Genomic DNA, 24,318 nt, shown 5'->3' with positions numbered 1-24,318 from the left:
ACGATTACGGGAGGATTTCATATATGGAAGCAGAACAACAGTCGGCGAATCCGAGACATGTCGGCAGGCGCCTGTGGCAATACGCCCTGCAGTTCAAGACGAGCTTCATCATCGGGCTGCTAATGCTTGCGGTGGCCGTCGCTGCCGAGCTGTCCGGGCCGTTCATTGCCAAAAATATAATCGACAAGCATATCCTCGGCATCGAGAAGCCGTACTATGAGACTTCCGCCGAAGCGAACGGCGCCATTTTCTATCAGGGGCGCCACTTCAAGCGGGAGGATCGCTTCACGGAGGGAGAAGCGATTGGAGAGCAGGTCCGCATCCTCCAGATAGGAACGCAGTTCGTGTTCGTGGACGGACCGCTGCCTTCGGAGACGGGAGAACGCCAATTCGAAGACGGCATGCTCACGATTCGGAAGGGAGGGGATGCCTGGTCCGTTCCGGCGTCGCCAATGAGCCTGGACCAGCTGCTCACGTTCTATAAGCCGGAGATCGTCAGCATCATTCAAAATATGGCGCTCTATATCGGTCTGCTGCTGGTCAGCGTGGCCGCGACCTACGGCCAGATTATGGGGCTGCAGACCGCAGCGAACCGGGTCATCCGCAAGCTGCGCGGCGATGTGTACGCCCATGTGCAGCGGCTGCCGATTCCGTACTTCGATAATTTGCCGGCCGGCAAAGTCGTGTCCCGGGTCACCAATGATACCGAAGCGGTCAAAGATCTGTTCTTGTCCGTACTGGAAAGCTTCACGTCCGGGATCATAACGATTACCGGCATTTATATCGCCTTGTTCATTTTGGACGTGAAGCTTGCGCTGATCTGCGTGTTCATCCTGCCGCTCATCTATCTATGGGTGGTGCTGTACCGCAAATTCGCGACGAAATACAACAAAAAGATACGCTCGCGTCTGAGCTCCATCAATGCCATGATCAACGAATCCATTCAAGGGATTCCGGTCATTCGCTCCTTCCGCCGCCAGAAGGATACGATGAATGAATTCGAGGAGATGAATGAGGAGTACCTATCCTATCAGAACAAAATGCTCAATTTGAACGCGCTCACGTCCCATAACCTGGTGAACGTGCTCCGGAATATCGCTTTCGCGGTCGTGCTCTGGTTCTTTGGCGGAGCCTCGCTGAGCGGCAGCGGCGTCATCACGATCGGCGTGCTGTATGCCTTTGCCGACCTGCTGAACCGCCTCTTCCAGCCGATTACGGGCATGGTGAACCAATTGGCGAATCTCGACTCCTCTATCGTCTCCGCGGGACGCGTGTTCGAGCTGATGGACGAACCGGGCGAGCCGCTGGCCGAAGGCTCGATGCCGCGTTACAAGGGGCATGTCGAGTTCGATCGGGTCTCCTTCGCCTACAAGGAAGATTACGTGCTGCGCGACATCTCGTTCGAAGCGAAGCCGGGCCAGACGGTGGCTCTCGTGGGCCATACCGGGTCAGGGAAGAGCTCGATTATGAACCTGCTGTTCCGGTTCTATGACCCGCAGCGCGGCGAGATTCGAATCGACGGCACGCCGACGACCTCGGTGCCGAAGCAATGGATTCGGGAGCATATGGGCATCGTGCTGCAGGATCCGTATCTGTTCACGGGAACGATTGCAAGCAATGTCAGCCTGAACGATCCGCGCATCACCCGGGAGAAGGTGGAGCAAGCGCTCAAGGCGGTAGGCGGCGACCGGGTGCTCAAGCATTTGCCGCTGGGAATCGATGAGCCGGTCATTGAAAAAGGAAGCACGTTGTCTGCCGGGCAAAGACAGTTGATTTCTTTTGCGCGGGCCCTCGCATTCGAGCCGGCCATACTGATTCTGGATGAAGCGACGGCCAATATCGATACGGAGACGGAAGCCCTGATTCAAGAAGCCCTGGAAGTGCTGAAGCGAGGACGGACGACCTTCATTATCGCGCACCGGCTGTCGACAATCCGAAGCGCCGATCTGATTCTCGTGCTGCACCGCGGCCAGATTGTCGAGCAAGGAACGCATGACGAACTAATGCGGCTGAAGGGCCGGTACTTCAAGATGTACCAGCTGCAGCAAGGCTCCGGCGCGCCGGACCAGGCTTCCTCGGTCTCTATGGCTTCCCAGCCGCAGAACCATTCGGCCGCCGCCATCCCATCGATGCCATAATCGGCTTCTACAGCAAGCGCCGCTGTCCCTGTCAAGGGAAGCGGCGCTTTTTGGGCGTTTTAACGAAGAGAGCATTTGTTTTTGATGAAATGAAGCTGATTTTCGACCCGATTAATGGCTTCCCGCAGTTCCTTCGATGAAGTGTCCGTCTGCGCTTGCCGCTTCAATGACGCCAGCTCGGACTTGAGCTTCGGTACATCCTGCGACGTTAAGGAACAATCATAGCTGCTATCCAGATTGTGCATCTTCATCCCTCCGCTGGCAAGCCGTTATTTCTTTTTGCCTTTTGCGTTGTTGGCGTCGGACGTCCGGGTCGTCGTATTTTGTCTGGAATGTCCCTGCTGCTTGTGTGCCATAATGAACACTTCCTTCCTGTTGAAAATAGGAGTGGAGATAAGTCCGGTTGGTCGGGGTTAGCCGTTCTCCTTCGGAATCCGGTTCAGACTTGGCGCGCGTTCGGCCTCTTTGTCGGGCCGCAGCGGCGTAATCTTCTCCATGCGGCGGGAACGGTTCTGCTGATGGTGAATACGCTCTGCTTTGTTATGCGGCATGCCGCTCACCTCCCGATCGTTAGCTTGCCCCGACTCCTTGTCAACCATCATACCCGGCAGCAGGTAATTACTGCTCCTTCCCTCGAAGCTTGAATTGCTCCAGCATCGTCTGCAAATCGCGGCTTAATGCCAGCAGACTGTCGACGGAAGCCGCAATCTCTTCGGTCAGCGCCGACTGCTGTTCCGTCGTGGCCGCGACGCGTGCGGTATGATCATTGGATTGCTCTGCAATCTCGCTTAATTGGCGAATCAGCTCGAATACTTCTTCGCATGAGGCCGACATCTGCTGAGCGATGCTTCGGTACTCCTCCATGCGGGAGCTGGCTTGTCCGATGGCGTCCGCGATCACCGTGAACGTCTCGTCCGCGGTTTTGACCGTCGCCAATCCTTTCTGAACGGCCTCCTGCTGATGAGAGGTTGCCCGTTCGGTCAGTTCTCGCTTCGTATGAATGACGTCTATAAGCTGCATAATAGACTGTAGCGATTGTCTCGAATGCTCGGCCAATTTGCGGATTTCCGTGGCGACCACCTGGAAGCCGCGTCCATGCTCTCCCGCGCGGGACGCTTCGATTGAGGCGTTCAGCGCCAGCAATTCCGTCTGCTTCACCGTATTCTGGATGAACACGACCGCCCCCGAGATCTGCTGCACCGCCTCCGTCCAATCCGCGATAGCCTGATTGGTATCGGCGGAAGCCGCTTCGATGCGCTCCATCTGCACGACCGTCTCATCGACAATGACACGGCCTTCGCCCGCTTGAGCGGCCGCTTCCCGCATCCATTCGGCGACCTGCTCGGACGTGCTGGCGATCTGCTGGGCGCCGGCCGTAATCTCGCTCATGGCCGACTTCGTCTGCTCGGCGCTGCGCTGCTGCTCCAGCGCTCCGTTCGCCACCTCCGACATCGCGCTCGCCACTTCCTGCGCGGCAATCGCCGTCTCCTCGGAGCCGCGCTGCAGTTCAAGCGACGAAGAAGAGACGTCCTTCGCTGCCCGCTGCACTTCCGCCAGCAGCCCGCTCAGCCGCTCCGTCATCCGGTTGAACACGTCAGCGAGCCGCCCGATCTCATCCTGCCGCTTCGAAGCAAGCTTCACGGTCAAGTCGCCGTTCGCCGCTTGTTCCGCCAGCTTATGGATATCGTTCAATGGCTTGAGGCGGCGCTGCACATACAAACCTGCCAAGCTCACGCCGATCAATCCGATGACCGTCCCGATGAGAATGGCCTCGGTCAGAAAGCTCGTTAACGTCCCTTTGACGATGGAATAATCATAATCGGTAATCAGGTAAGCCATGCTTTGCCCCAGATCGTCTCGAATCTCCGTTAACCCGCTAATATACACCGCATCGCCGATTTCGAATTCATCGGTCATCATCGTATTGTCTGCTCTCGTCAGCTTAATATAAGCGTCCTGCACGGCCACAGGCATGTCATAGGCCGTATTCGGCTTGAAGCCCTGGGATTCCAGGCTGTCGTTCGCCTGAAGAATTCGGAAGGCCGGCTCTCCGTCCTTCGCCTCGTTCTCCTTAACGATAAGAAAAGCATTCACCACGTCGTCGCCCACGATCTTATTCATGCGGCCGCGCAGCATGCGGAAAAGTGAGTCCGTCATTTCCTCGTTGATCGGTTTGTTTTTGACCATGCTCGCTGCCTGCTTGATCGCGCCCATCATGTCATCGAGCTTCATTTCCGCGATGAGCTCCTGCCGTTCGTGAAGGAAATTCATATAGAGCGACTTCTCGCTGTCATACTCCCGGAAAATGAAAAAGCCGCTGATTGTCATAATAAATATGAACAATACAGCGATCATTCTCGGAACCATACTGCGATTGAACCAATTCATGAGCGTCCCCCTCTTTTCGACAATTTGTTCCTGTTGTCGTTTCTAAGTAACCCCCATGGATTGTATCATATTTTTGGCATTTCGTAATGAAATATCCGGAAATTATCCCCCCAAAACAACGCGATCATCGGCAAATTTCTCGCCGCGAATCCGTTCAAACTCCCGCAGCAGCTTATCAACCGTGAGCGACTGCTTGGCCGAAGCCGGCACATCCAGCACAATGCTGCCTTTGTCCATCATGATGAGCCGGTTGCCGAGCCGGATCGCCTGCTCCATATTGTGGGTCACCATCAAGGTCGTCAGCGAATTCTCCCGCACGATCTCATCCGTTAAGCGGGTTATCCATTCCGCCCGGGACGGATCGAGCGCGGCGGTGTGCTCATCGAGCAGCAGAATGCTCGGCTTCGTGAAGGTGGCCATCAGGAGGCTCAATGCCTGCCGCTCCCCGCCCGACAGCAGGCCGACCTTCGCATTCAACCGGTTCTCCAGCCCGATCCCCAGCCGGGACAACTCTTCCGCGAACCACGCCTTGCGCTTCCGGTTAGCTCCGGGCCTCAGTCCGCGGCCCCCCGTCCGCTTCGCCGCAATGGCCAGATTCTCCTCGATGGTCATATCCGGAGCCGTGCCGGCCATCGGATCCTGGAACACGCGTCCAATCCAGCGGCTCCGGCGATGCTCGGGCATCAGCGTAACCTCGTGCTCTTCGATGTGCACCGCGCCGGCATCCGGAATCAGCACGCCGGAGATGATGTTCATCAGCGTCGATTTTCCCGCGCCGTTGCTTCCGATTACGGTCACGAAGTCTCCCGGATTCAGATGCAGCCGGATGTCGGTAAGCGCCGCTTTCTCGTCAGGCGTATTCAGATTGAAATATTTGCTGACCCGATTAACCTGCAGCATCGCGCGCTCCTCCCTTCGCCAATTGCATCGCCCGTTGACGGCTCATTTTGCGCTGGTTCGCGGATCGCCGGATCTTCGGCAGGGTGAGCGCCACGATGACAATCAGAGCGGTAAACAGCTTGAGATCCGTGGCATTCATTTGAAGTTGCAGCGCAACCGCTACAATCACCCGGTACAGCACGGCGCCCAGCAGCACCGCGAATGTCGTGCGGGCGATCGTGCGATGCCCGAAAATCGCCTCTCCGATAATAACGGACGCCAATCCGACGACAATCATCCCGACGCCCGATTGAATGTCGGCGAAGCCTTGATACTGGGCGACCAGCGCGCCGGACAGCGCGACAAGCGCATTCGAGAGGCTGACGCCGACAATAATGGTCGTATCGGTATGAACGCCAAAGCTGCGAATCATGCGCGGATTGTTGCCCGTCGCGCGCAGCGACAGTCCGATCTCCGTCCGAAGGAACCAGTCCAACGCCAGCTTCACCAGCACCGCGAAAAGTCCCATGACGAGCAGGAACCGGAAACCTCCGGCGATCGGCGTTAGCAGCGTATCGCTGTTCATTAAGCCGATATTCGCCTTGCCCATAATCCGCAAATTAATCGAGTGCAGCGCGATCATCATCAGAATGCCCGACAACAGCGGATTAATCTTTCCCTTCGTATGAATGATGCCGGTCATCATGCCGGCGACCCCGCCGCCAATGCAGGCGAGCATGGTGCCAATCCAAGGCGAGATATTCGATGTAATGCACAGGGCCGCTATCGCAGCCCCCGTCGTGAAGCTTCCGTCTACCGTTAGATCAGGGAAATCCAAAATGCGAAACGTCAAGTAGACGCCTAGCGCCATCAAGGCGTACAGCACCCCGATTTCCACCGATTTTTGCATCGCCAGCATAAAACCGCTCACCGTGACTCCTCCTCCGTCATCTTGGTTCGTTCACTTCTCTATTCGAAGAGGTTCTCCGGCTTCACCTGCTTCTTCAACTCGCCGGTGACGGCGAAGCCTTGCGCTTCCGCCGCCTTCACATTCAGCGCCAGATCAAGAGCTTCCGGGATTTGCACCGGCGTATCTTCCGGCTTCTTGCCGTTCTTCAGCATCTCGACGGCCATCTTGCCTGTCGTGTAGCCGAGATCGTAATATTCGAACCCGAAGGAAGCGACGCCGCCGTTCTTGACCGAATCCTTCTCCGCGACGAACAGAGGAATCTTGTTCTCATTCGCCACACCGACGACGGCGCCGAGCCCGCTGACGACCGTGTTGTCGGACGGAACATAGATGGCCTGCACCTTGCCGATAAGCGATTCGGCCGCCTGCTTCACTTCCGAGCTGTTCGTCACCGGCGCCTTGACGACCTTCAAGCCGAGAGCGGTCAACGCCTCTTCCGCCTTCTGCACGTTCACAACCGTATTCTGTTCGCCTTCATTGGCCAAAATGCCGACCGCCGTGACGCCATTCACCTGCTCCTTAATAAATTCCATCAAGCGCGAGACGGCTTCGGGATGAAGATCCGTCGTCCCGGTGACATTCGCGCCCGGCCTTTCCATGCTCTGCACCAGACCGGCTCCGACCGGATCGGTCACCGCGGTGAAGAGGACAGGAACGTCCTTCACTTCCTTCGCCGCAGCCTGAGAGACGGACGTCCCGATGCCCAGCACGAGATCGACCCCGCCCGTGGCGAATTTCTGCGCAATCGTCGCCGCATTCGTATTATCGCCCTGGGCATTCTGATAATCGATGACCAGGTTGTCTCCTTCCGTATAGCCGTTGTCCTTCAACGCCTGCAAGAAGCCTTTGTACGCCTCATCAAGCGAGGCATGGTTCACGACCTGCGTCACTCCGATTTTAACCTTCTTCCCCGTGCTCCCTGCGTCCCCTTGCTCCGCCGCACCTTCTCCCGGCGCCTGGCTTCCGCACGCGTTCAACATCAGCAGCGCCATCACCAGCGCGCATGCCAGCAGGATATGTCGTTTTGCTCTCATCTCATCGATCCCCTCTCCATATTCTTCGCATTTCTTGCAAAACAAATTTTTTTCAAAAAATTTAATAATGGAATGCGTTTATGCACTTGTCTACTATTTCATTACCGTATAAACTAATTAGCGCATAAATCGTTTAGTGCATAAAAGCGAGAAAACAGCAAAGTGCCTTAGGCATATTTTAACTGGTTATTCGCCGGCGTCAATACTTTTCGCAATAAAAACGCCTTTTGGAAACCTTTTCATTGATTTGATCCAAAAAGCCATCTTCCCCGCAAAAGAAGAGAAGATGGCTGTCCGGCAGGCGTTAACGTTGGACGAGGCAGCCTGAGATCCCAGTCCGACATCGTGTGTCCGCGGTTACTGCTTGACTGTGTTTTCCCGATAATCGCGGCGGCGGGCTACGCCGTCCTCATAGGCCGCATTGACGACGGCATCCCGCACCTTCGTCACCACAAGCGGGTTGAAAACGCTCGGAATAATATACATCTCATTCAGTTCTTCTTCGGAGACGACCTCGGCTATCGCCTGGGCCGCCGCCAGCTTCATGTTATAAGTCACTTTGGACGCCCGGCAATCCAGCAGCCCCCGGAACAGGCCCGGGAAGCAGAGCACGTTGTTAATCTGGTTCGGATAATCGGAACGGCCCGTCGCAATGATGCGGGCAATATCCTCGATCTCGTCCGGATCAATCTCCGGCATCGGGTTCGCCATCGCGAAGATGACAGGATCCGCATTCATCGTCTCCACATGCTCCCGCTTCAGCACGCCAGGGCCCGAGACGCCGATGAACACATCCGCTCCCTTGATGACGTCCGGAATGCCGCCCTGCTCACCGTTCGGATTCGTCTTGGCGGCGTAGCCGTTCCAGGCCTCGTTCTCGTACTTCACGCCGCGGACCAGCGCTCCGTGGCGATCGACGCCGATAATATTCTTCGCGCCCGCCGCGAGCAAGATGTCGGTGCAGGCCATGCCCGCCGCGCCGATGCCGCAGAGGACGATTTTGCAATCTTCCAGTTTCTTGTCCACAATCTTCAAGGCATTAAGCAGGCCGGCGAGCAGCACGACAGCGGTTCCATGCTGATCGTCATGGAAGACCGGAATATCCAGGTTCTCCTTCAGCCGCTGCTCAATCTCGAAGCAGCGCGGCGCCGAGATGTCCTCCAGGTTAATGCCGCCGAAGGCCGGGGCAATGGCCTGAATCGTCCGCACGATCTCATCCGTATCCTGCGTATCCAGGCAGATCGGGAACGCGTCGACGTTCGCCAATTGCTTGAACAGCATCGCTTTGCCTTCCATGACCGGCATCGCCGCCATCGGGCCGATATCGCCCAGGCCGAGCACCGCGGTGCCGTCGGAGACGACCGCCACCGTATCCCGCTTGATCGTCAGCGTGAATGCGCTGGACGGATCTTCATGGATCGCCATGCATACCCGGGCCACGCCCGGCGTATAGACGCGGGACAAGTCGTCGCGGTTCCGGATCGGAACCTTGGGCTGCATCTCGATCTTGCCCCCCAGGTGAAGCAGGAACGTCTGATCGGACACGTTCACCACCTTCACGCCTTGAAGCTGCTTCAGGCGCTTCACGACCCGATCGCCTACACTGCCGTCGTATACGTTGACCGTAATATCTCGGACTGTGGATACCGGCGTGCCGCGAATGACGTCGATGGCCACGATATCGCCCCCGCTCTCGCCGATGGCGGCTGCAATTTGGGCGAAGGTGCACACATTTTTGTCGATTTCCAAGCGAATAATAATGTTCGTACTCGATCCTAACGATTTAGCCATTATCCACACTCCCTGAAAGTGCTGCGTTATTGGCGGGTTCCAATGCAGCCTGTCCCTGCAGGCGTCCGGGCAAGGCAGCGCCCCTGTTCCGCCCGGCCCCGCCGGACAGCGCACCGTCCCCCGGAACGTCCAAAATCGTCCCCCGTCGGCATTTCGCCGCAATGAGAGGGTTTTCCATTTTTTTCGTCCCTCTCTATTAATAACATAAACCCGCCTACTTGTGAAACCCCTTCCATCGCCAGACGCGAAATCGTCGCCAGCCGTTCATAAACAGGCAAAAACCCTGCTCCGCAGCGCTTCGAATCGTGCAGGACAGGGTTGTCTTTTGATAGATACCGGGAAGATTATGAAAAATTTTAAGATTTCGCATCCGTTCATTTGGTTGCGAGATATTGTTCGATATCGGTGCAAGGAGCCAGCTTCCAAATCTCCTTGTGAACGGCTTGTCCGCCAGGGGGCAGCGCCGCGAGCGGGCCCAGTGTCTCAAGCTCCATAATTTTATCGTTCGTATACAGCTCGAAGGAGCATCCGAAGTCGGGATAGACGGCTTCTTGCTGCGGTTCATAGCTTTTTTCGAACAGAGTGCCGTTCACGGCATAGGCCGCCCAGCCTTCCTCGTTGCGCGTGCCGAATTTGAACGCCCGTTCGATATCGGCGCATTGGCGGACCTGAATGACATCATCGCCCCAATCGACACGCTCGTCATTCATCTTCGTGTAGGGCCACAGCGCGAAGACCCGGTTCGGCAGGAACCCGGTCTCCCGCCTCGAATGCGGCACGATGGCCGTTCCGCCCGGAGCCATGACGGATAACGCCCACGGCGCCAGTTCAATCGGCCACGGCCCATGATTGGTTATCCGGTGGATGACCTCAATCCGATCGTCCCGAAATTGGAGCTCGATCTCCTTGGCCGTCTGCGTCCATGGCTCCACGGGAGCGAGCAGCTTCACGCCCTTCCCGGCCACGGCATATTGAATCGGCTTGTCGTCCGGCACGTACGTCCGCGGGTACGCCTCCGGACTCGCCCACAGCCGGTGCCCGCCGCGCAGCTTCCAGCCTTCCCCGCCCAGCGCCGCGAATTCCTCGCCCTGATGCTGAACCGCTCCTTCCGTGTCCTCAAAAAAAACGTTTTCGCCGCCCTTAAGGCTCAGATGCATAATCCGGATGCCGAAGCCGAGCGGAACGATAACGGTATAGATGCCGTTCTCCAGCTTCAAGCTCTCTCCCCACCGCTCATGGGAAATGACCTCGCTCTGCACTTGTGTCATCGATGGACCTCCTGTCCTGTTTCACGTGTACCGCACTTCTCTCGATAAAATATCGGACCCGCCAGCCACCTGTCCGCAGTCCGGGCAAGCACGAATGCGCGCTCCGTATGGCCTGCCGGCAGAGCCGGTTCAGCCCTGCTCCTTGAACCCGGCCTGCGCGAGGAAGCGGGCGCAAGCTTCGCGCCCCGCGCGATCCCGCTTGAAGACGCCGGCATGGCCGAGAAGCTCGACGAACTTGCCGCCGATATCATGGCGGATGACCCGGTTCGCCTCCGCTTCGTCCAGCCGGGTTCCATACCGTTCGACCAGTTCATCAATCCAGGCAGCATGCGGCTTGAGCGGATCCTGATCCGTCAAGCCGGCCCGTACCGCCTTCCAATCTGCCTGCCCGGCCAACAGCCTGACAATCGCTCCGGTCTCCGCGAGCAGACGTCCGGGAAGAATAGCCAGTCCCATCACTTCAATCAAGCCGATATTTTCTTTCTTGATATGGTGAAGATGGCGATGCGGGTGAAAAATGCCTTCCGGATGCGCCTCATCCGTCCGGTTATTGCGCAGCACGAGATCCATCTCATACCGTTCCCCCCGGCGGCGGACGATCGGGGTAACCGTATTATGCCGCGTCTGCCCCCCGGGGCCTGCCGTACAGGCGAGAATTCCGGCGGTCTCATCGCTGTAGCCCTGCCAGAACCGGTACAGATCGTCTGCGGCGTTCAGCAGCGCTTCCCGTCCATCCGCCGTCAAGCGGAGAACGGACAACGGCCAGTCGACCACCCCGGCACGGACGCCGGGATGCGCCGCATGAACATAAGCTTGCCCTGTCGGCGCTTTCTCGATCGGGAACGTATGCCGCCCCGCCTGAAAATGATCATGGCTCAATATCGATCCGCCCACGATCGGAAGGTCGGCGTTCGAGCCGATGAAATAATGCGGGAACTGCTCGATGAACGCCAGCAGCCGCGCGAACGTGTCCCGGGTCAGCTTCATCGGCACATGCTCTTTACGGAACACGATGCTGTGCTCATTATAATAGACATAGGGAGAGTATTGGAAAAACCATGCTTCCCCGTTCAATTCCAGCGGAAGGATCCGCAAATTTTGGCGTGCCGGATGATTGACCCGGCCCGCATAACCGACATTGTCGGCGCACAGCAGACATTGGGGATAATCGGCCGCCGCGGCCTGTCCGGCCTGGGCGATCTCCTCGGGAGTCTTCTCCGGCTTGGACAGATTGATCGTCATCTCAAGAGCTCCGAATTCGCTCGGATGCAGCCAATATTCATTTTTCCGAATCCGATCCATCCGGATATAATTGCTGTCCTTGTTCAAGGCATAGAAGTCGTCCGTCGCGGCGGCAATCCCCTGCTCCGCCCGCCGCATCCGGAAGCGGGCCTCCGTCTCGGACGGGCGCGGCATAAGCATCCCCATCACCTTGGCGTCGAGCAGATCCCGCCAGGTCGTCGTATTGTCAGGAAGCAGCCCGCTCGCGGCGGCCTCATCCAGCAGCGCCTCCAGCAGCTCCTGCGGTTCATCCGGAACTTCGCTCCACTCCGGGGCCAAATACCCTTCACACGGCTCGTCTAGCCGGAACAGCTCCAGCAGCTGATTGCGCGCATACGGCATGTCCAGCTCTCCGATCATATTCCGCTTCCGTGCGTATCGAACCAGCTTCTCGATCAGCTCCGCCATTCGCGCCGCATTCAACCGCGCCGAAGCTGTCGGCCCCCCCGCCAAGCACGCTTCATCCCGCTGCCCGGAAGCCTCTGCCCGCAGCGGCCCGCCAACTCCATGCCGCAGTCTCTCCGCGCGCGCTTCATCCGGCCGCTCTGATCCTCGCGTCCCTGCCCGTTGCCCGTTCGCCATGATGTCCTCCCCCTTTATTTGGCGTATCCGTCCGGATGCGCTTGATGCCAGCGCCAGGCGCTCTCGATAATCTTCTCCATATTATCCCGCTTCGGCTGCCAGCCAAGCACAGCCTTCGCCTTATCGGCGGAAGCGATCAAGACCGCCGGATCGCCTGCCCGCCGCTCGCGAATCGCCGTCGGAATCGTCAGGCCGGTCACCCGCTCCGCCGTCCGGATCACCTCGAGAACCGAGAACCCGTTGCCGCTGCCCAGATTGAAAATCTCGCTCGCCCCATCGTTGCGCAAATAGTCGACGGCAAGCAAATGCGCGTCCGCCAAGTCGCTGACGTGAATATAGTCGCGAATACATGTGCCGTCCCGCGTTGGATAGTCGCTGCCGAAGACCGCGATCTCGCTGCGCTTGCCCAAAGCCGTCTCCAGCACGATCGGAACGAGATGCGTCTCCGGCTGATGGTCTTCCCCGATACGGCCGCTCTCGTGCGCGCCGGCGGCATTGAAATAGCGCAAGGAGACGTAGCGGATGCCGTGGACCCGGTCGAACCAGCGCATCATGCGCTCCATCGTCAGCTTCGTCTCTCCGTACACATTCGTCGGATTCGTCGCGAAGCTCTCCTCGATCGGCGTCCGTTCCGGCTCGCCATATGTCGCTGCCGTAGAAGAAAAGACAATCCGCTTCACGCCGAACCGCTGCATGGCCTCCAGCAGCACCTGGGTGCCGTGCACATTGTTGTCATAGTATTTCGCCGGATTGCTCATGCTCTCTCCGACGAGCGAGTACGCGGCGAAATGAATGACCGCATCGAATTTATGCTGCCGGAACACCCCTTCCAGGAACGCCTTGTCTCGAATATCCCCGACATGGAGCGCGCCGCCGAGAACCGCGTCCGCATGCCCCGTCTCCAGCGAATCGGCCACGACCACCTCCTCGCCGCGATCCAATAATTCCGCCACCGTATGGGAGCCGATATAGCCTGCCCCGCCTGTAACCAGTACTGCCATTGCTTATTCCCCCTTCGCTGCAAGCTTGTTGCCGCCGTCTCGTTCCTTCACGCCGTCGCCGACGCTGCATACATAGAATTCGCCTGTCAGGCCGGTGCGCCGCTGATACGCCTCCCCGACCCGCTCGATGAAGCGCGGGACGGCGCTCTCCTTCACCAGCGAGACGGTGCAGCCGCCGAATCCGGCTCCCGTCATCCGCGCGCCGGCCGTGCCTTCGATGCGAAGCGCCTCCTCGACCATCACATCCAGCTCCTCGCAGCTGACCTCGTACAAATCGCGCAATGATTCATGCGAGGCGATCATAAGCCGGCCGAACCGCTCCAGATCATGCCGCTGAAGCGCCTCGACCGACTGCAGCACCCGCTCGTTCTCCGCGATGACATGCGCGGCCCGCTTGCGCACCGCCTCATCCCGTATAAGATGCTTGTTCGTTTCAAAGCGGGCGGCATCCAGCTGCGCGAGCAGCTCCAGCTCAGGGAACGCCTGACGCAGCTCCCGCACGGCCTCTTCGCATTGGGTCCGTCGTTCGTTATACTTGGAATCGACCAGCCCGCGGCGCTTGTTCGTATTGCCGATCACGAGCTTGCAGCCTTCCGTCCGGAACGGAACATGCCGGAATTCGAGCGTATCGCACATCAGCAGAACAGCATGATCCCGCCTGCCGTTCGCGACGGCGAACTGGTCCATAATGCCGCAGTTGACGCCGACGAACCGGTTCTCCGCCCGCTGGGACAGCTGCGCGATATCCGTCCGGTCGATCGGATGGCCTTCCAGCGTCAGCAGCGCATAGGCCGCGGCGACCTCGAGCGAGGCCGAAGAGGACAATCCCGCTCCGTTCGGAATGTCGCCATGGACCAAAATATCGTAGCCCCGGCTCAACGCCCGTCCCGACTTCGCCAGCTCCACGACCACCCCGGCGGGATAATCGGTCCATTCCCCGGTCTTGGCGTCTGCCGTCTCGTCGACCGCCACCGTCAACCGATAAGAAAAATTCGTCGAAGACAGCCGGAGCATCCGATCGGATCGCGGACGAATCAATAGCGTCGTGCCGAACTCCAACGCTGCCGGAAGCACATACCCCCCGTTATAATCAATATGCTCGCCGATTAGGTTCACGCGGCCTGGAGCATGGAAAAAACGGACCTCCTCTTGATCTACCCCATATTGTTCCTCAAAACGATCCGCCAACTGCCGAGCATCCATGACGATGACCCCCTCCAATTATTTGCAATTTCTTAGCGATTGATCTTGCTTTTTCACCGTATGTTGTTCTGCTTTCAGCATACTCAATCCAAGGCGGACGTGTAATACAACGATGTGCGCAAGATATGGATAAATATGACCTTCATAATAGTCTATGCTATAATGGTTTTAATACGTGTTTCAAAACGATCGGTTTTCACCGCCGAAAAGGTTGCGTGAACGACAAGAAGGAGGACATCTCATGACAGACCATGCTGCCCCGGGACAGCCGGATCAACCAGTCTGCGCCCCGCCGGAGACATACGCCGTTGCCTCCAATCCGGTGCTGGCCGGCTGCCGGGGCCTTCATGTCTTGTTTTCCGGCGAGAGCCAGACGCGGCCGTCTCATAAGCTCGGCCCGAAGCTGGTTGATTACCACTTGCTTCATCACGTGATGGGCGGGCACGGAACGTTCACGAGCGATGGCGTCACCTACGATCTGGGACCGGGCGACGCTTTCCTCATTACGCCGAACCGCCTCGTCAGCTATGCTTCCGATGCGGACAAGCCCTGGCACTACCGCTGGATTGCTTTCCAGGGGGAAGGAGCGGCCGAGCTGGCGGGCGCCGCCGGCTTCGCCTCCGGGAGTCCGGTCGTTCATGCCGGCCCTGACTCGGAGGCGCCGGAATGGATGGAGCGAATCCGCGAGTCGTTCCAGCTGCGGAGGTCCTCCGCCCATCTGACGGCCCTCGGCTGCCTTCATCTCATCCTGTCCGATTATGCGGACCGCCAGGCCGGACCGGAAGCCGGGCAGGGGCTGAAGCCCGAGTCCGAGATCGATCACACCGTGCGGCAGATGATTCATATGATGTCTACCCAATACGCCTATCCGCTGTCCATCGAGCAGATCGCGGACAGCCTCGGCTACAGCCGGGCGTATCTGTCCCGCATCTTCAAGCGCGTGACCGAGATGACGCCGGTCACTTACCTGCTGAAGCTGCGGATTGACAAAGGGCGCCAGCTCCTGCGCGAGCGCGCGGATCTGACAATCGAGCAAATCGCCGCGTCCGTTGGCATCCCGGATGCGCTGTACTTTTCCCGGCAGTTCCGCCGCTTCTATAACCAATCGCCCACGGCCTACCGGTCCAAGTTCTCCCCGCCGGGAGGCTCCGGCAGCGGCTCGCGCGAATAGGCTCCGTCAATGCTTCCAGGGACAAGCCGCAAGGCCGCCGGCTCCGCTTGTCCCTGACACCGTGTTCCCCGGTCTCGGCTTGCACTGTCTTTCCTCCGGCCTATCCTCATTCTCCCGTTCCGAATGGCATAAAGAGCCGGCTGCCTCCCCGCGCTTGTCCACGCGCAAAAACGCCGCAGCCCGCGGGAAAAACAACGCCCGCGGCTGCGGCTCTCGTTCCTCAATACACTACTTCCTCAGGCTCCGCAAATGCGCTGCCATCGGCACGTACAGCTCTTCGTAGGCCTGACGGTACCGCTCATGCCGCTCCGCGTCCGGCTCATACGCCTTGACGCCGCGGCTCTGCAGCGCCTGGCGCACCTCGGCCGCGCTGCCGAAGTGCCCCCCGCCGAGCGCCGCCGCGCAGGCCGCCCCCAGCATCGTCGCTTCCTCAATCGGCGGCACAAGCAGCGTACTGTTCGCGATATCCGCCTTCATCTGCAGCCAGGCACCCAGCTGCGTGCCGCCGCCGACCGCGTTCATGCGCCGAATCGGATGAGCGGATACGCGCTCGGCGCTCTGGCGGATCATCTCGAGCTGATAGGCTGTCCCTTCCAGCACAGCCCGCAGCAGCTCCGCCTTGCCGTGCGATTTCTCCAGGCCGATGAAGGCCGCCCGCGTCTTCGAATTCGGATGCGGCGCGCCGCTGCCCGACAAATACGGGAAGAACATCGCCTCTCCCGGCCCGTCGTTGATCCCGGCGGTCAGCTCCTGAATCTGCTCATAGGCCAGCGCCTCATCCGCCAGCAAGCGGCGAATCCATTCGACCGCCCCGCCGGAGGAGGCGTTGCCGCCCATCCAGAAGCCGCAGTTCGGCACGACGTGATAGCCGTACGAGAGCCCGGTCTCGAACTCGGCCTGGCCGAGCGGCTGCATCGCCATCGTGCCGACGAGCGTCTCGGCCGTTCCCATCGAGACATACACATCGCCCGGCTCGATGGCCCCCACCGCCAGCGCCGCGCAGACATGGTCATGCCCGCCGATGGCGACCTTCGTGCCGCCGCTCAGCCCGAGCCGGTCAGCCAGATCCGGATGGACCGTTCCGAGCGTCGCGCCGCTCGGCAGCACGTCGGGGAAGATCGCCGGATCGAGGCCGAAGCCGCGGATCCAGGGCTCATCCCAAGCGTGCTGCCGCATATCGTAAGCGAAGGTGCGCGTAGCGAGCGACGGATCGAAGGCCATGGCGCCGGACAGCCGGTAAGCGACGTAGCCGGAGACGGACAGCCAGACCGCGTCCCGCAGCATCGCCGGGTCCCGGTCCTGAAGCCAGAGCAGCTTCGCGAGACCGTGCTTGAACGACAAATGCAGCCCGGTCCGCTGGAAGAGCTCCAACGGGGTGCCCTCCTTCCGGATGCGGTCCGCCTGCGGCGCCGAGCAGGTCTCGAACCAAGGCAGCAGCGGGGATTGCACCTCCCCGGTGCGCCGGTTGACGAGCAGGCCGCTCTCCGCCATGCTCGTGATGCCGATGCAGGATACCGGCTTGTCGGGATGGGCGTCCGTCAGCTCGCGAATCATCGCGGCGATATCGTTCCACATCGCCTCCGGCCGATAGACGACATAGCCTTCCCCGCTATCCTCCGTCAGGGTCGGACGGCTCGTCTTGGCGACAAGCCGCCCGTTCTCTTCATATAAGCCGACCTTGCGGTTCGTCGTGCCCAGGTCGATTCCCATCATCCACATGATGCCTTACCCCTTTCGTTGAGCCATGATCTCGTATGCGGCCTCGAACAGCGCGCCCATCGGCTCCCGGTATACGGCGGCCGCCCGGTAGTCCATGCTCGTCGGGGTCCGGTTCGCAATGACGATATCCGCCCCGGCGGCGAGCCGCACGAAGCTGGCCGCCGGCATGACATTCAGCGAGGTGCCGCCCACGATCAGCAGATCGGCCCGCAGGATATGCTCCACGGCGCGGTTGATAACCTCCTCGTCCAGCGCCTCCTCGTACAGCACCACATCCGGCTTCACCATGCCCCCGCATCCTGGACAGTGCGGAATCGGATCCTTGCTCTCGGCGACAAGGGGGAGATCATGCTCCGCCCCGCATGCCATGCAGCGGTTCCGGTGCACCGAGCCGTGCAGCTCGAGCACCTCGCGGCTGCCTGCCGCTTGGTGAAGCCCGTCGATATTTTGCGTGACGACCGCCTTCACGATCCCGTCCTCTTCCAGCTTGGCCAGCGTCCGGTGCGCGCCGTTCGGCTGTGCGCCGGGATGCAGCATCTTCGCCCGGTAATAGCGGTAAAAGGTCACCGGATCCCGCTCGAAGAAGGATCGGCTTAATATCATTTCCGGCGGATACGCGAATGCTTCCGCTTCTCCTGCCGAGAACAGCCCCCGGTCCGAGCGAAAATCAGGGATTCCGCTCTCTGTCGATGTCCCGGCCCCGCCAAAAAATACAGTGTAACGGCTGCGGCCCAGCCGGTCTGCCAGCTCGGCGGCATGGGCTTGGCCGTCCGCATCCAACATGTCCATCTTCATTTTTGCATCGGCCCCCCTCAAGTTTCTTCGTCCTCTCCAGTATAGCCGAACGAAGACAGGAGGAAAAGGAACGGACCTCCCCCATTCCAGGGCAGCCCCGCCCTTGCACGCGAGGGAATCGGACAAACCGCAACAGGGCGAAGCCTCCTTACGGAAGCCCGCCCTGTCTCTCAGTGTCCCTCTATATTGATGTCGCCGCAACCTAACCCGACCTTGCCTCTTCCTGGTTACAAATCAGGATGCGCATGCTTCGCCCGCAGCACGCTCCAGCGCCGCTCGACCTCCCGCTCGAACACGCCGAGCAGTCCGGCGTTCTCCGGCTTCGCCAGATGCTTCGTCTTGCCCATCATCTTCAACCAATCGAGAAGCGGAATTTTTTTGTTTTTCTCTTCCGGATCGTACGTAATCGTCGTGACGCCGCGCTCCACTTCATACAGCGGGAAGAAGCAGGAGTCTACGGCGGCCTGGACGATCTGGGTGCCCGCCCGATCCTCGGACAGCCAGTTGAGCGGGCAGGTGATGAGAATCTTCCCGTAGACGAGCCCCTCGTTGCGGGCGTACCACTGGGCTTTGGCGGCTTTTTTCAGCAGGTCCTGAGGGAAAGCCTCGCTTCCCGTGAACACATAAGGAATATGGGTCGCCGCCATAATTTGCGCCGTATCCTTGTGGTGGAACATCTTCCCCGTCTGCGCCTTGCCGACATTGGAGGTAGAGGTCCGGTGCCCGATCGGCGTCGAATAGGACAACTGGGCCCCCGTATTCATGTAGCCTTCATTGTCATATTCGAGAATAATCATTTTGTGGTTGCGCAGCGCGGCCCCGATGGCCGGACCCATGCCGATATCCATGCCGCCGTCCCCGGTGATCATGACGAACGTGAAGTCGTCCGGCAGATTCAGTTCGTCGAGCTCGCCGCGCCGCTTGCGCTCCCAGAACATCTCGACGACCCCGGACAGCGTGGCCGCCCCGTTCTGGAACAGATTGTGAATATAGGTCGCTTTATGCGAGGAGTACGGATATCCCGTCGTGACGACCATCGCGCAGCCGGTATGGAAGAGAGCGACGATATCCCCTTCGATCCCTTTGAAAAAGAGCTCCAGCCCCGAAAAGATGCCGCAGCCCGGACATGCCCCATGACCCGGCGCAATCCGCTTCGGCTTCTTGGTCAGCTGCCGCAGCGGCGGAATCCGCACGTTCAGCTTGCCCGTCTCCTCATCCTGCTTCACCGTAATGAGACCGGAATTCAGCTCCTCATATTTCATCGGCTCCAGGACGCGCTTCGGCGCGGCGGCCGGGTCCCCCGGCGTATGGCCGATATAGTCGAACGGCCGCGCCACTGCGCCGGCCGCGGCCGCCTCCAGCGCGCACCGGAACATCTCGTGGCCGTCCTCGGCATAGAAGTCTTTGCCGCCCAAGCCGTAAATGCGGCTGATGACAAGCGTGCCGCGATTGCCGTGCGTGAAGAGCGCCGCCTTCACCTCGTTCACCATATTGCCGCCATGGCCGCCGTACGAATCGGCCCGGTCGCCGACGGTCACCGCCTTGACGCCGGCCAGCGCGGCGGCGATCTCCTTCGCCGGGAACGGGCGGATCATATTCGGCGAGACGGCGCCCGCCTTGATGCCCTGCTCCCGCAGCTGATCGACGACGTCCTTAATAATCTCGGCCGCGGAATTCAGCAGGAAGACGGCCACCTCGGCGTCTTCCATCCGGTACAGATCGAGCACCGGATAATCGCGTCCGGTCAGCTCCGCATATTCCCGGCGGATGCGATCGAACACCTCTCCGGCCTTGTACATCGCCATCGACTGCTGATAGCAGTTATTGATGTAATCCGGCTCGTTCATATACGGGCCGACGGTGATCGGATTGTTCCGATCGAGCGTATCCGCGAACCCTCTTACCGGCTGCTCGCCGATGAACCGCTGCACGTCCTCGCGGCGGGCGAATGTCTGAACGCGCCGCTTCTGATGCGAAGTGAAATAGCCGTCGAACGCGACCATCACCGGCAGCCGCACCTCCGGATCCTCGGCCAGCTTAATCGCCATAATGTTCATATCATAGACGGCCTGCGGATCCCGGCAGAGCAGAATCGGCCAGCCCGTATTGAGGGCGAAATACAGATCGGAATGGTCGCCGTGGATGTTAAGCGGCCCCGAGACAGAACGGCAGACCAGGTTCAATACCATCGGGAAGCGCGTTCCCGATTGGACGGGCATCTGCTCCAGCATATACAGGTAGCCGTTGGCGCTCGTCGCGTTGAACACCCGTCCCCCGGCCGTAGAGGCGCCGTAACAGATTCCGGCGGACCCATGCTCGCCGTCGGCCGGAATCAGCTTAATGTCATGCTTCCCGCCCGCCTTCATCAAGTCCAGGAATTGGGCGACCTCCGTAGACGGCGAGATCGGATAATAGCCCATAATGTGATAGTTGATCTGATGGGCGGCATAGGCCGCCATCTCATTGCCCGATTCGTATACCATGCGCTGCTCCACGCGGGACGGCATGGCTTCCTTATCATACTCGATTGCCACGGATTCTCTTCCCCCTTGCCATTGATACTGTCATGGGCGGCCCCGATGAAGCGCCTGCTTCTGTCGGCAGTGCCGTTCCGGAAGCCGCCCGCTCCGGCGGAAGCAGGCGTGCCCGGCGGTCACCGCCTGCCTGCGTGAGTGCTTCACGCCGGTTATTGCTGCGCTGCACTGGCGAACGCGAACCGATGCGGCATCCGATGGGCGTCCGCATACCCTTCCTCTTCCCGTTCGCTTGACAGCGCCTCGGTCGGACAGGCGTAGACGCATTTCAAGCAGCCCTTGCAATATTGATAATCGATTCCCTGGAGGAACATATGGAGCCGGCCTTTTTTGTCCGGCTTCTCCTCCCAGACGAAGCAGAAGTCGGGACATACATTATCGCAGGCCGCGCAGTGAATGCACTTCTCTTCGAAGAAATGCGGCATCATGCCGGCGCGGGAAATGCTCAGATCCTTCAGCACAGAGTTGCCCGGATTGATGACCGTCCCGCCGATCGGCTGAGTCTCATACCCCAGCGTAGGCGTATCCCAACGCACCGGTCCGGGGAGAGCCTCTCCCTCCGGCAGCGCGAACGTCTGGAAGACGACCTCGTCGTAGCCGCGCTGGAACGTGTTCAGCGCCGGCTGGACGGCTTGCGGGTACTTCGATTCCAGCGACTTGCGGATGACGCCCTTCATATGCTCCGGATCGAGGAAATCGCACAGGCGGAACAAGGCGCCCAGCATCGCCATGTTGACCCGGTTGCCTTCCTCCAAGGCGATGCCGATCGCGTCGACTACCGCGATCGTGCCGCAGGGGAGGCGCAGTTTGTCCTTCAGGCGTGCCGGATCGGACGAGGAATTGACCAGCACCAGGCTGTCCGGGTAGATTCCGTTCGTGACATTGACCGTTTTGGCCAGTGCTTCATGAAATATGCCGACAATATGGGGCCGTTCGATCGGTGTCGTATCCCGGATGCGGGTCTCGGGCTGGCAGAAGCGGATATGCGCTTTAACGGGAGAGCCTTTCTTCTCGGAGCCGTAGGAGGAAAAGCTGACGCCATTCAAGCCGCTTCCCGTGACGCCGGCTTCGGCCAGCATTTTGCCGGCCAGGTTCGCGCCCAGGCCTCCAATCGATTCCAAGCGAATTTCATAAAATCCAAGCTCATTGACTTTGGGCAGGTTGACCATTGAAATGCTTCATCTCCTTTCCCCCGCTCCCGCAACAAGGCGAAGCGCGCCAGGGGACGGGGCCAGATTCGGATGAGGACGGCCTGTCTCGCGGCCTCGCGGAACAGACCTCCAGCACGCTAATCTCGTAACCGGTCTGAATATGACGTGGTTGAATACAGGTTATATGGGAAGCCGGCCGGCAGGTATGATATTGATCACAGGCGGCCGGAAGCCGAATGGACATCTTGTGACAGGAAAAAAGTACACAGAAGAGAGGCGCATCCGGCCAGTGATGCCCTCTACCGTATGTACATGCAGACTTCTATATCGCGGGTGTCATATTTTATGCGGCAGGCAGACACCATATGCCTCCGGGCGGAGAACGTTTTATGAACAGGACGGAAGATTGAATTGGATTGAATGCTTCGACGGGATATGGAGTGGAAAAGCAGTCTGATGAGCGCTATCGATGTGAACCGGGGGTATAGGAGCCCGTGCCATAAGCAAAAACCCCCTCTCCGCCCGGATTCCAATGCTGCCGGAGCTAGAGAGGGGGAACCGCTTACCCGCGGGCGATCTGCTCCTTCGCGCGGCGGAAAGCCTCCATATACTGTTCTGCCTTGCGGCGGACGCGAGAAAGATCGCCGGACGCCTTCGCCTCCTTGGTCAAATCCGAGCCGATCCCGACGGCAAATGCGCCCGCCCGGATCCAATCGCCCAGATTGTCAACATCGACGCCGCCGGTCGGCATCAGGTTCGCCTGCGGCAGCGGGCCTTTGATCGTCTTGATGATGGACGGATCATACAGATTGCCCGGGAACAGCTTCACCACGTCCACTCCCAGCTCGAGCGCGCGCTGCACCTCCGCGATCGTCATGACGCCCGGCAGCACGGGCACGCGGTACAGATTGCACATCGTGATCGTCTCGGGGTTGAGCGACGGACCGACGACGAACTCGGCCCCCGCCAAAATGCTGGAACGGGCCGTAACCGGCTCCAGCACGGTACCGGCGCCGATGACCGCGAAGCGGTCGCTGCTGGAGGATTGCGAGGAATACATTCTCCGCAGCTGTTCTATCGCATGGAGCGCATGGGGAACGGTCATCGTCACCTCGATAATGCGGACGCCGCCCTCGATGGCTTGTCCGGCCATCTCCACCACTTCATCCGGCGATTCTCCCCGGAGTACGGCGACGACGCCATGCTCTTGAATCTGCTGAATCACTCTAATCTTATCCATCGTGATGCTTCTCCCTTCTTCGCCCTCTACGGCGTCTATGCCCCGGACCATGAACCCGCCTGGCCATCAGGGGGAGCGCGCACGCGGGGTCCTCTACCGCTCGATATGCACCGCCCGGTTCAATACCCCCTGCAGCTGCTCGGCCGTCGGCAGGGCCTCCCAATCTCCAAATGCCTGCACGACCATCGCGCCGGTGATATTGCCGAGACGAACCGCCTCCGCCGCATCGGTCCCCTGCAATATGCCGGAAAGAAATCCGGCGCAAAAGGCATCGCCGGCGCCGACCGTATCGACGACATGCTCCGCCATCTCGTATGGCACCTCGTCGACGCGGCTTCCCTGCACGACATAATTGATGCCCGGCCCGCCTTTGACGATGCTGACGCCGGGCAGCTCGGACAAGCGCCGGAAGATGCCCGGTTCATCCTCGGTGCCGTACAGCAGCTTCAATTCGTCCAGTCCCGGCAGGAAGTAGTCCGCCTCGCGCGCCAGCGGCAGCAGCTTCTCCCGGGCCGCTTCAATCGTCCACAGCTTCAGCCGCAGATTCGGATCGAAGCTTACCTTCACGCCGGCAGCCTTCGCGGCGGAGACCGCTTCATAGACCGTCTCGGCGCAGCTGTCGCTCAAGGCGCAAGTAATCCCGGTTACATGAAGAAGCCGGGCCGAGCGGATATAGTCCTTGTCCAGATGCCGCGGCGCCATGCGGCTTGCCGCGGAGCCCGCGCGGTAGTAATAGACGGATGACTTCCCGGCGACCAACTCTCTCATCATCAGTCCCGTAGGCGCATCCGGGTCCATCCCGACGCGGGACACATCCACTCCTTCGCCGCGAATCGCCTTGACGATGTTCCGGCCGAGCGGATCCCGGCCCAGGCGGCCGCACCAGCCGGCCCGGTGTCCGAGCCGGGCCAGCCCGATGGCCACATTGCTCTCCGCTCCCCCGAACGATTTCATCACGGTCTGCGCATATTCCAAGCCCCTCGTGTCCGCGGAGCTGAACAAGGCCATCGATTCGCCGAACGTGACAACCTCCGGGGTTTTTTCTGACAGCGCTTTCATTCCGCCGTTTCCTCCTTCTGTCTGCCATGAGACTTTGTCCTCTATCTTAATCCGTTTTTTGCCATACCGTCAACGGCCGACGGTATGGCAGGCCTGTCCTATAATGAAGGAAAT

19 protein-coding genes are annotated in these 24,318 nt (G+C 59.7%); 2 read left to right on the top strand and 17 right to left on the bottom strand.

Translation table 11 applies throughout. The features are described 5' to 3' along the window. Positions 1 to 23: 23 nt before the first annotated feature. Positions 24 to 2,138, top strand: a complete 2,115-nt coding sequence (locus L6439_RS07715; protein WP_213468989.1) for an ABC transporter ATP-binding protein — start codon at positions 24 to 26, stop codon at positions 2,136 to 2,138. A 59-nt stretch (positions 2,139 to 2,197) separates the two neighbouring features. On the opposite strand, the gene L6439_RS07710 is transcribed toward L6439_RS07715, so the two are convergent. From L6439_RS07710 to L6439_RS07660, 11 genes are all read right to left on the bottom strand, one after another. Then, positions 2,198 to 2,383: a DUF2524 domain-containing protein gene (locus tag L6439_RS07710; protein WP_168179026.1), complete on the bottom strand. Its 186-nt coding sequence runs from the start codon at positions 2,381 to 2,383 to the stop codon at positions 2,198 to 2,200. 168 nt (positions 2,384 to 2,551) lie between these two features. Beyond that, positions 2,552 to 2,689, bottom strand: a complete 138-nt coding sequence (locus tag L6439_RS07705; RefSeq protein WP_213468988.1) for a hypothetical protein — start codon at positions 2,687 to 2,689, stop codon at positions 2,552 to 2,554. 67 nt (positions 2,690 to 2,756) lie between these two features. Beyond that, on the bottom strand, positions 2,757 to 4,526 hold the full coding sequence (locus L6439_RS07700; protein ID WP_213468987.1) for a methyl-accepting chemotaxis protein: 1,770 nt from the start codon (positions 4,524 to 4,526) through the stop codon (positions 2,757 to 2,759). Between the two features lie 102 nt (positions 4,527 to 4,628). Continuing rightward, positions 4,629 to 5,426 (bottom strand): ABC transporter ATP-binding protein, encoded by a 798-nt coding sequence (locus L6439_RS07695; RefSeq protein ID WP_213468986.1) that lies wholly within the window; start codon positions 5,424 to 5,426, stop codon positions 4,629 to 4,631. Then, entirely contained in the window at positions 5,413 to 6,336 is a 924-nt protein-coding gene (locus L6439_RS07690) for an ABC transporter permease (protein WP_237096782.1), read from the bottom strand. Before L6439_RS07690 ends, L6439_RS07695 begins: the two co-directional genes overlap by 14 nt. A gap of 38 nt (positions 6,337 to 6,374) precedes the next feature. After that, positions 6,375 to 7,409 carry an ABC transporter substrate-binding protein gene (locus L6439_RS07685; RefSeq protein WP_168179030.1) on the bottom strand — a complete coding sequence of 345 codons (1,035 nt, stop codon included), beginning with the start codon at positions 7,407 to 7,409 and terminating at the stop codon, positions 6,375 to 6,377. Positions 7,410 to 7,766: 357 nt separating this feature from the next. After that, positions 7,767 to 9,200 carry an NAD-dependent malic enzyme gene (locus tag L6439_RS07680; protein ID WP_168179031.1) on the bottom strand — a complete coding sequence of 478 codons (1,434 nt, stop codon included), beginning with the start codon at positions 9,198 to 9,200 and terminating at the stop codon, positions 7,767 to 7,769. 374 nt (positions 9,201 to 9,574) lie between these two features. Next, a complete protein-coding gene (locus L6439_RS07675) occupies positions 9,575 to 10,468 on the bottom strand; it encodes a hypothetical protein (RefSeq protein WP_213468985.1) in 894 nt (297 codons plus the stop codon). Positions 10,469 to 10,597: 129 nt separating this feature from the next. Continuing rightward, positions 10,598 to 12,331 (bottom strand): UDP-glucose--hexose-1-phosphate uridylyltransferase, encoded by a 1,734-nt coding sequence (locus L6439_RS07670; protein WP_374043163.1) that lies wholly within the window; start codon positions 12,329 to 12,331, stop codon positions 10,598 to 10,600. Between the two features lie 14 nt (positions 12,332 to 12,345). After that, positions 12,346 to 13,332 (bottom strand): UDP-glucose 4-epimerase GalE, encoded by a 987-nt coding sequence (galE, locus tag L6439_RS07665; RefSeq protein ID WP_213468984.1) that lies wholly within the window; start codon positions 13,330 to 13,332, stop codon positions 12,346 to 12,348. 3 nt (positions 13,333 to 13,335) lie between these two features. Then, on the bottom strand, positions 13,336 to 14,535 hold the full coding sequence (locus L6439_RS07660) for a galactokinase (RefSeq protein WP_213468983.1): 1,200 nt from the start codon (positions 14,533 to 14,535) through the stop codon (positions 13,336 to 13,338). 241 nt (positions 14,536 to 14,776) lie between these two features. Here L6439_RS07660 and L6439_RS07655 point away from each other — a divergent pair, with 241 nt between their 5' ends. Beyond that, positions 14,777 to 15,706, top strand: coding sequence for an AraC family transcriptional regulator (locus L6439_RS07655; protein ID WP_213468982.1), 930 nt, complete (start codon positions 14,777 to 14,779; stop codon positions 15,704 to 15,706). 228 nt (positions 15,707 to 15,934) lie between these two features. Here L6439_RS07655 and L6439_RS07650 read toward each other — a convergent pair whose 3' ends face one another. From L6439_RS07650 to L6439_RS07625, 6 genes are all read right to left on the bottom strand, one after another. Then, positions 15,935 to 17,425, bottom strand: a complete 1,491-nt coding sequence (locus L6439_RS07650) for an FGGY-family carbohydrate kinase (RefSeq protein ID WP_213468981.1) — start codon at positions 17,423 to 17,425, stop codon at positions 15,935 to 15,937. Between the two features lie 6 nt (positions 17,426 to 17,431). Then, complete coding sequence (locus L6439_RS07645; protein ID WP_168179037.1) at positions 17,432 to 18,220, bottom strand: NAD-dependent protein deacylase; 789 nt, start codon at positions 18,218 to 18,220, stop codon at positions 17,432 to 17,434. 227 nt (positions 18,221 to 18,447) lie between these two features. Continuing rightward, positions 18,448 to 20,754 carry a thiamine pyrophosphate-dependent enzyme gene (locus tag L6439_RS07640; RefSeq protein WP_420540577.1) on the bottom strand — a complete coding sequence of 769 codons (2,307 nt, stop codon included), beginning with the start codon at positions 20,752 to 20,754 and terminating at the stop codon, positions 18,448 to 18,450. Between the two features lie 152 nt (positions 20,755 to 20,906). Further along, positions 20,907 to 21,923 (bottom strand): 2-oxoacid:acceptor oxidoreductase family protein, encoded by a 1,017-nt coding sequence (locus L6439_RS07635; RefSeq protein WP_213468980.1) that lies wholly within the window; start codon positions 21,921 to 21,923, stop codon positions 20,907 to 20,909. A 544-nt stretch (positions 21,924 to 22,467) separates the two neighbouring features. After that, entirely contained in the window at positions 22,468 to 23,145 is a 678-nt protein-coding gene (locus tag L6439_RS07630; RefSeq protein WP_213468979.1) for a bifunctional 2-keto-4-hydroxyglutarate aldolase/2-keto-3-deoxy-6-phosphogluconate aldolase, read from the bottom strand. A 93-nt stretch (positions 23,146 to 23,238) separates the two neighbouring features. Beyond that, positions 23,239 to 24,204: a sugar kinase gene (locus L6439_RS07625; RefSeq protein WP_213468978.1), complete on the bottom strand. Its 966-nt coding sequence runs from the start codon at positions 24,202 to 24,204 to the stop codon at positions 23,239 to 23,241. Positions 24,205 to 24,318: the final 114 nt, after the last annotated feature.

Source organism: Paenibacillus dendritiformis (assembly GCF_021654795.1).
GTDB lineage: Bacteria > Bacillota > Bacilli > Paenibacillales > Paenibacillaceae > Paenibacillus_B.
The sequence above is the reverse complement of the archived record's forward strand: the minus strand, read 5'-3'. Positions and strand labels throughout refer to the sequence as shown.

Bases quoted from the DNA above. Each gene is read 5' to 3' on its own strand.
- L6439_RS07655 (WP_213468982.1), top strand. From the start codon at position 14,777: ATGACAGACCATGCTGCCCCGGGACAGCCGGATCAACCAGTCTGCGCC.
- L6439_RS07675 (WP_213468985.1), bottom strand. From the start codon at position 10,468: ATGACACAAGTGCAGAGCGAGGTCATTTCCCATGAGCGGTGGGGAGAG.
- L6439_RS07645 (WP_168179037.1), bottom strand. From the start codon at position 18,220: ATGAAGATGGACATGTTGGATGCGGACGGCCAAGCCCATGCCGCCGAG.
- L6439_RS07685 (WP_168179030.1), bottom strand. From the start codon at position 7,409: ATGAGAGCAAAACGACATATCCTGCTGGCATGCGCGCTGGTGATGGCG.
- L6439_RS07695 (WP_213468986.1), bottom strand. From the start codon at position 5,426: ATGCTGCAGGTTAATCGGGTCAGCAAATATTTCAATCTGAATACGCCT.
- L6439_RS07650 (WP_213468981.1), bottom strand. From the start codon at position 17,425: ATGTGGATGATGGGAATCGACCTGGGCACGACGAACCGCAAGGTCGGC.
- L6439_RS07670 (WP_374043163.1), bottom strand. From the start codon at position 12,331: ATGGCGAACGGGCAACGGGCAGGGACGCGAGGATCAGAGCGGCCGGAT.
- L6439_RS07705 (WP_213468988.1), bottom strand. From the start codon at position 2,689: ATGCCGCATAACAAAGCAGAGCGTATTCACCATCAGCAGAACCGTTCC.
- galE (WP_213468984.1), bottom strand. From the start codon at position 13,332: ATGGCAGTACTGGTTACAGGCGGGGCAGGCTATATCGGCTCCCATACG.
- L6439_RS07625 (WP_213468978.1), bottom strand. From the start codon at position 24,204: ATGAAAGCGCTGTCAGAAAAAACCCCGGAGGTTGTCACGTTCGGCGAA.
- L6439_RS07630 (WP_213468979.1), bottom strand. From the start codon at position 23,145: ATGGATAAGATTAGAGTGATTCAGCAGATTCAAGAGCATGGCGTCGTC.
- L6439_RS07710 (WP_168179026.1), bottom strand. From the start codon at position 2,383: ATGCACAATCTGGATAGCAGCTATGATTGTTCCTTAACGTCGCAGGAT.
- L6439_RS07680 (WP_168179031.1), bottom strand. From the start codon at position 9,200: ATGGCTAAATCGTTAGGATCGAGTACGAACATTATTATTCGCTTGGAA.
- L6439_RS07700 (WP_213468987.1), bottom strand. From the start codon at position 4,526: ATGAATTGGTTCAATCGCAGTATGGTTCCGAGAATGATCGCTGTATTG.
- L6439_RS07715 (WP_213468989.1), top strand. From the start codon at position 24: ATGGAAGCAGAACAACAGTCGGCGAATCCGAGACATGTCGGCAGGCGC.
- L6439_RS07660 (WP_213468983.1), bottom strand. From the start codon at position 14,535: ATGGATGCTCGGCAGTTGGCGGATCGTTTTGAGGAACAATATGGGGTA.
- L6439_RS07635 (WP_213468980.1), bottom strand. From the start codon at position 21,923: ATGGTCAACCTGCCCAAAGTCAATGAGCTTGGATTTTATGAAATTCGC.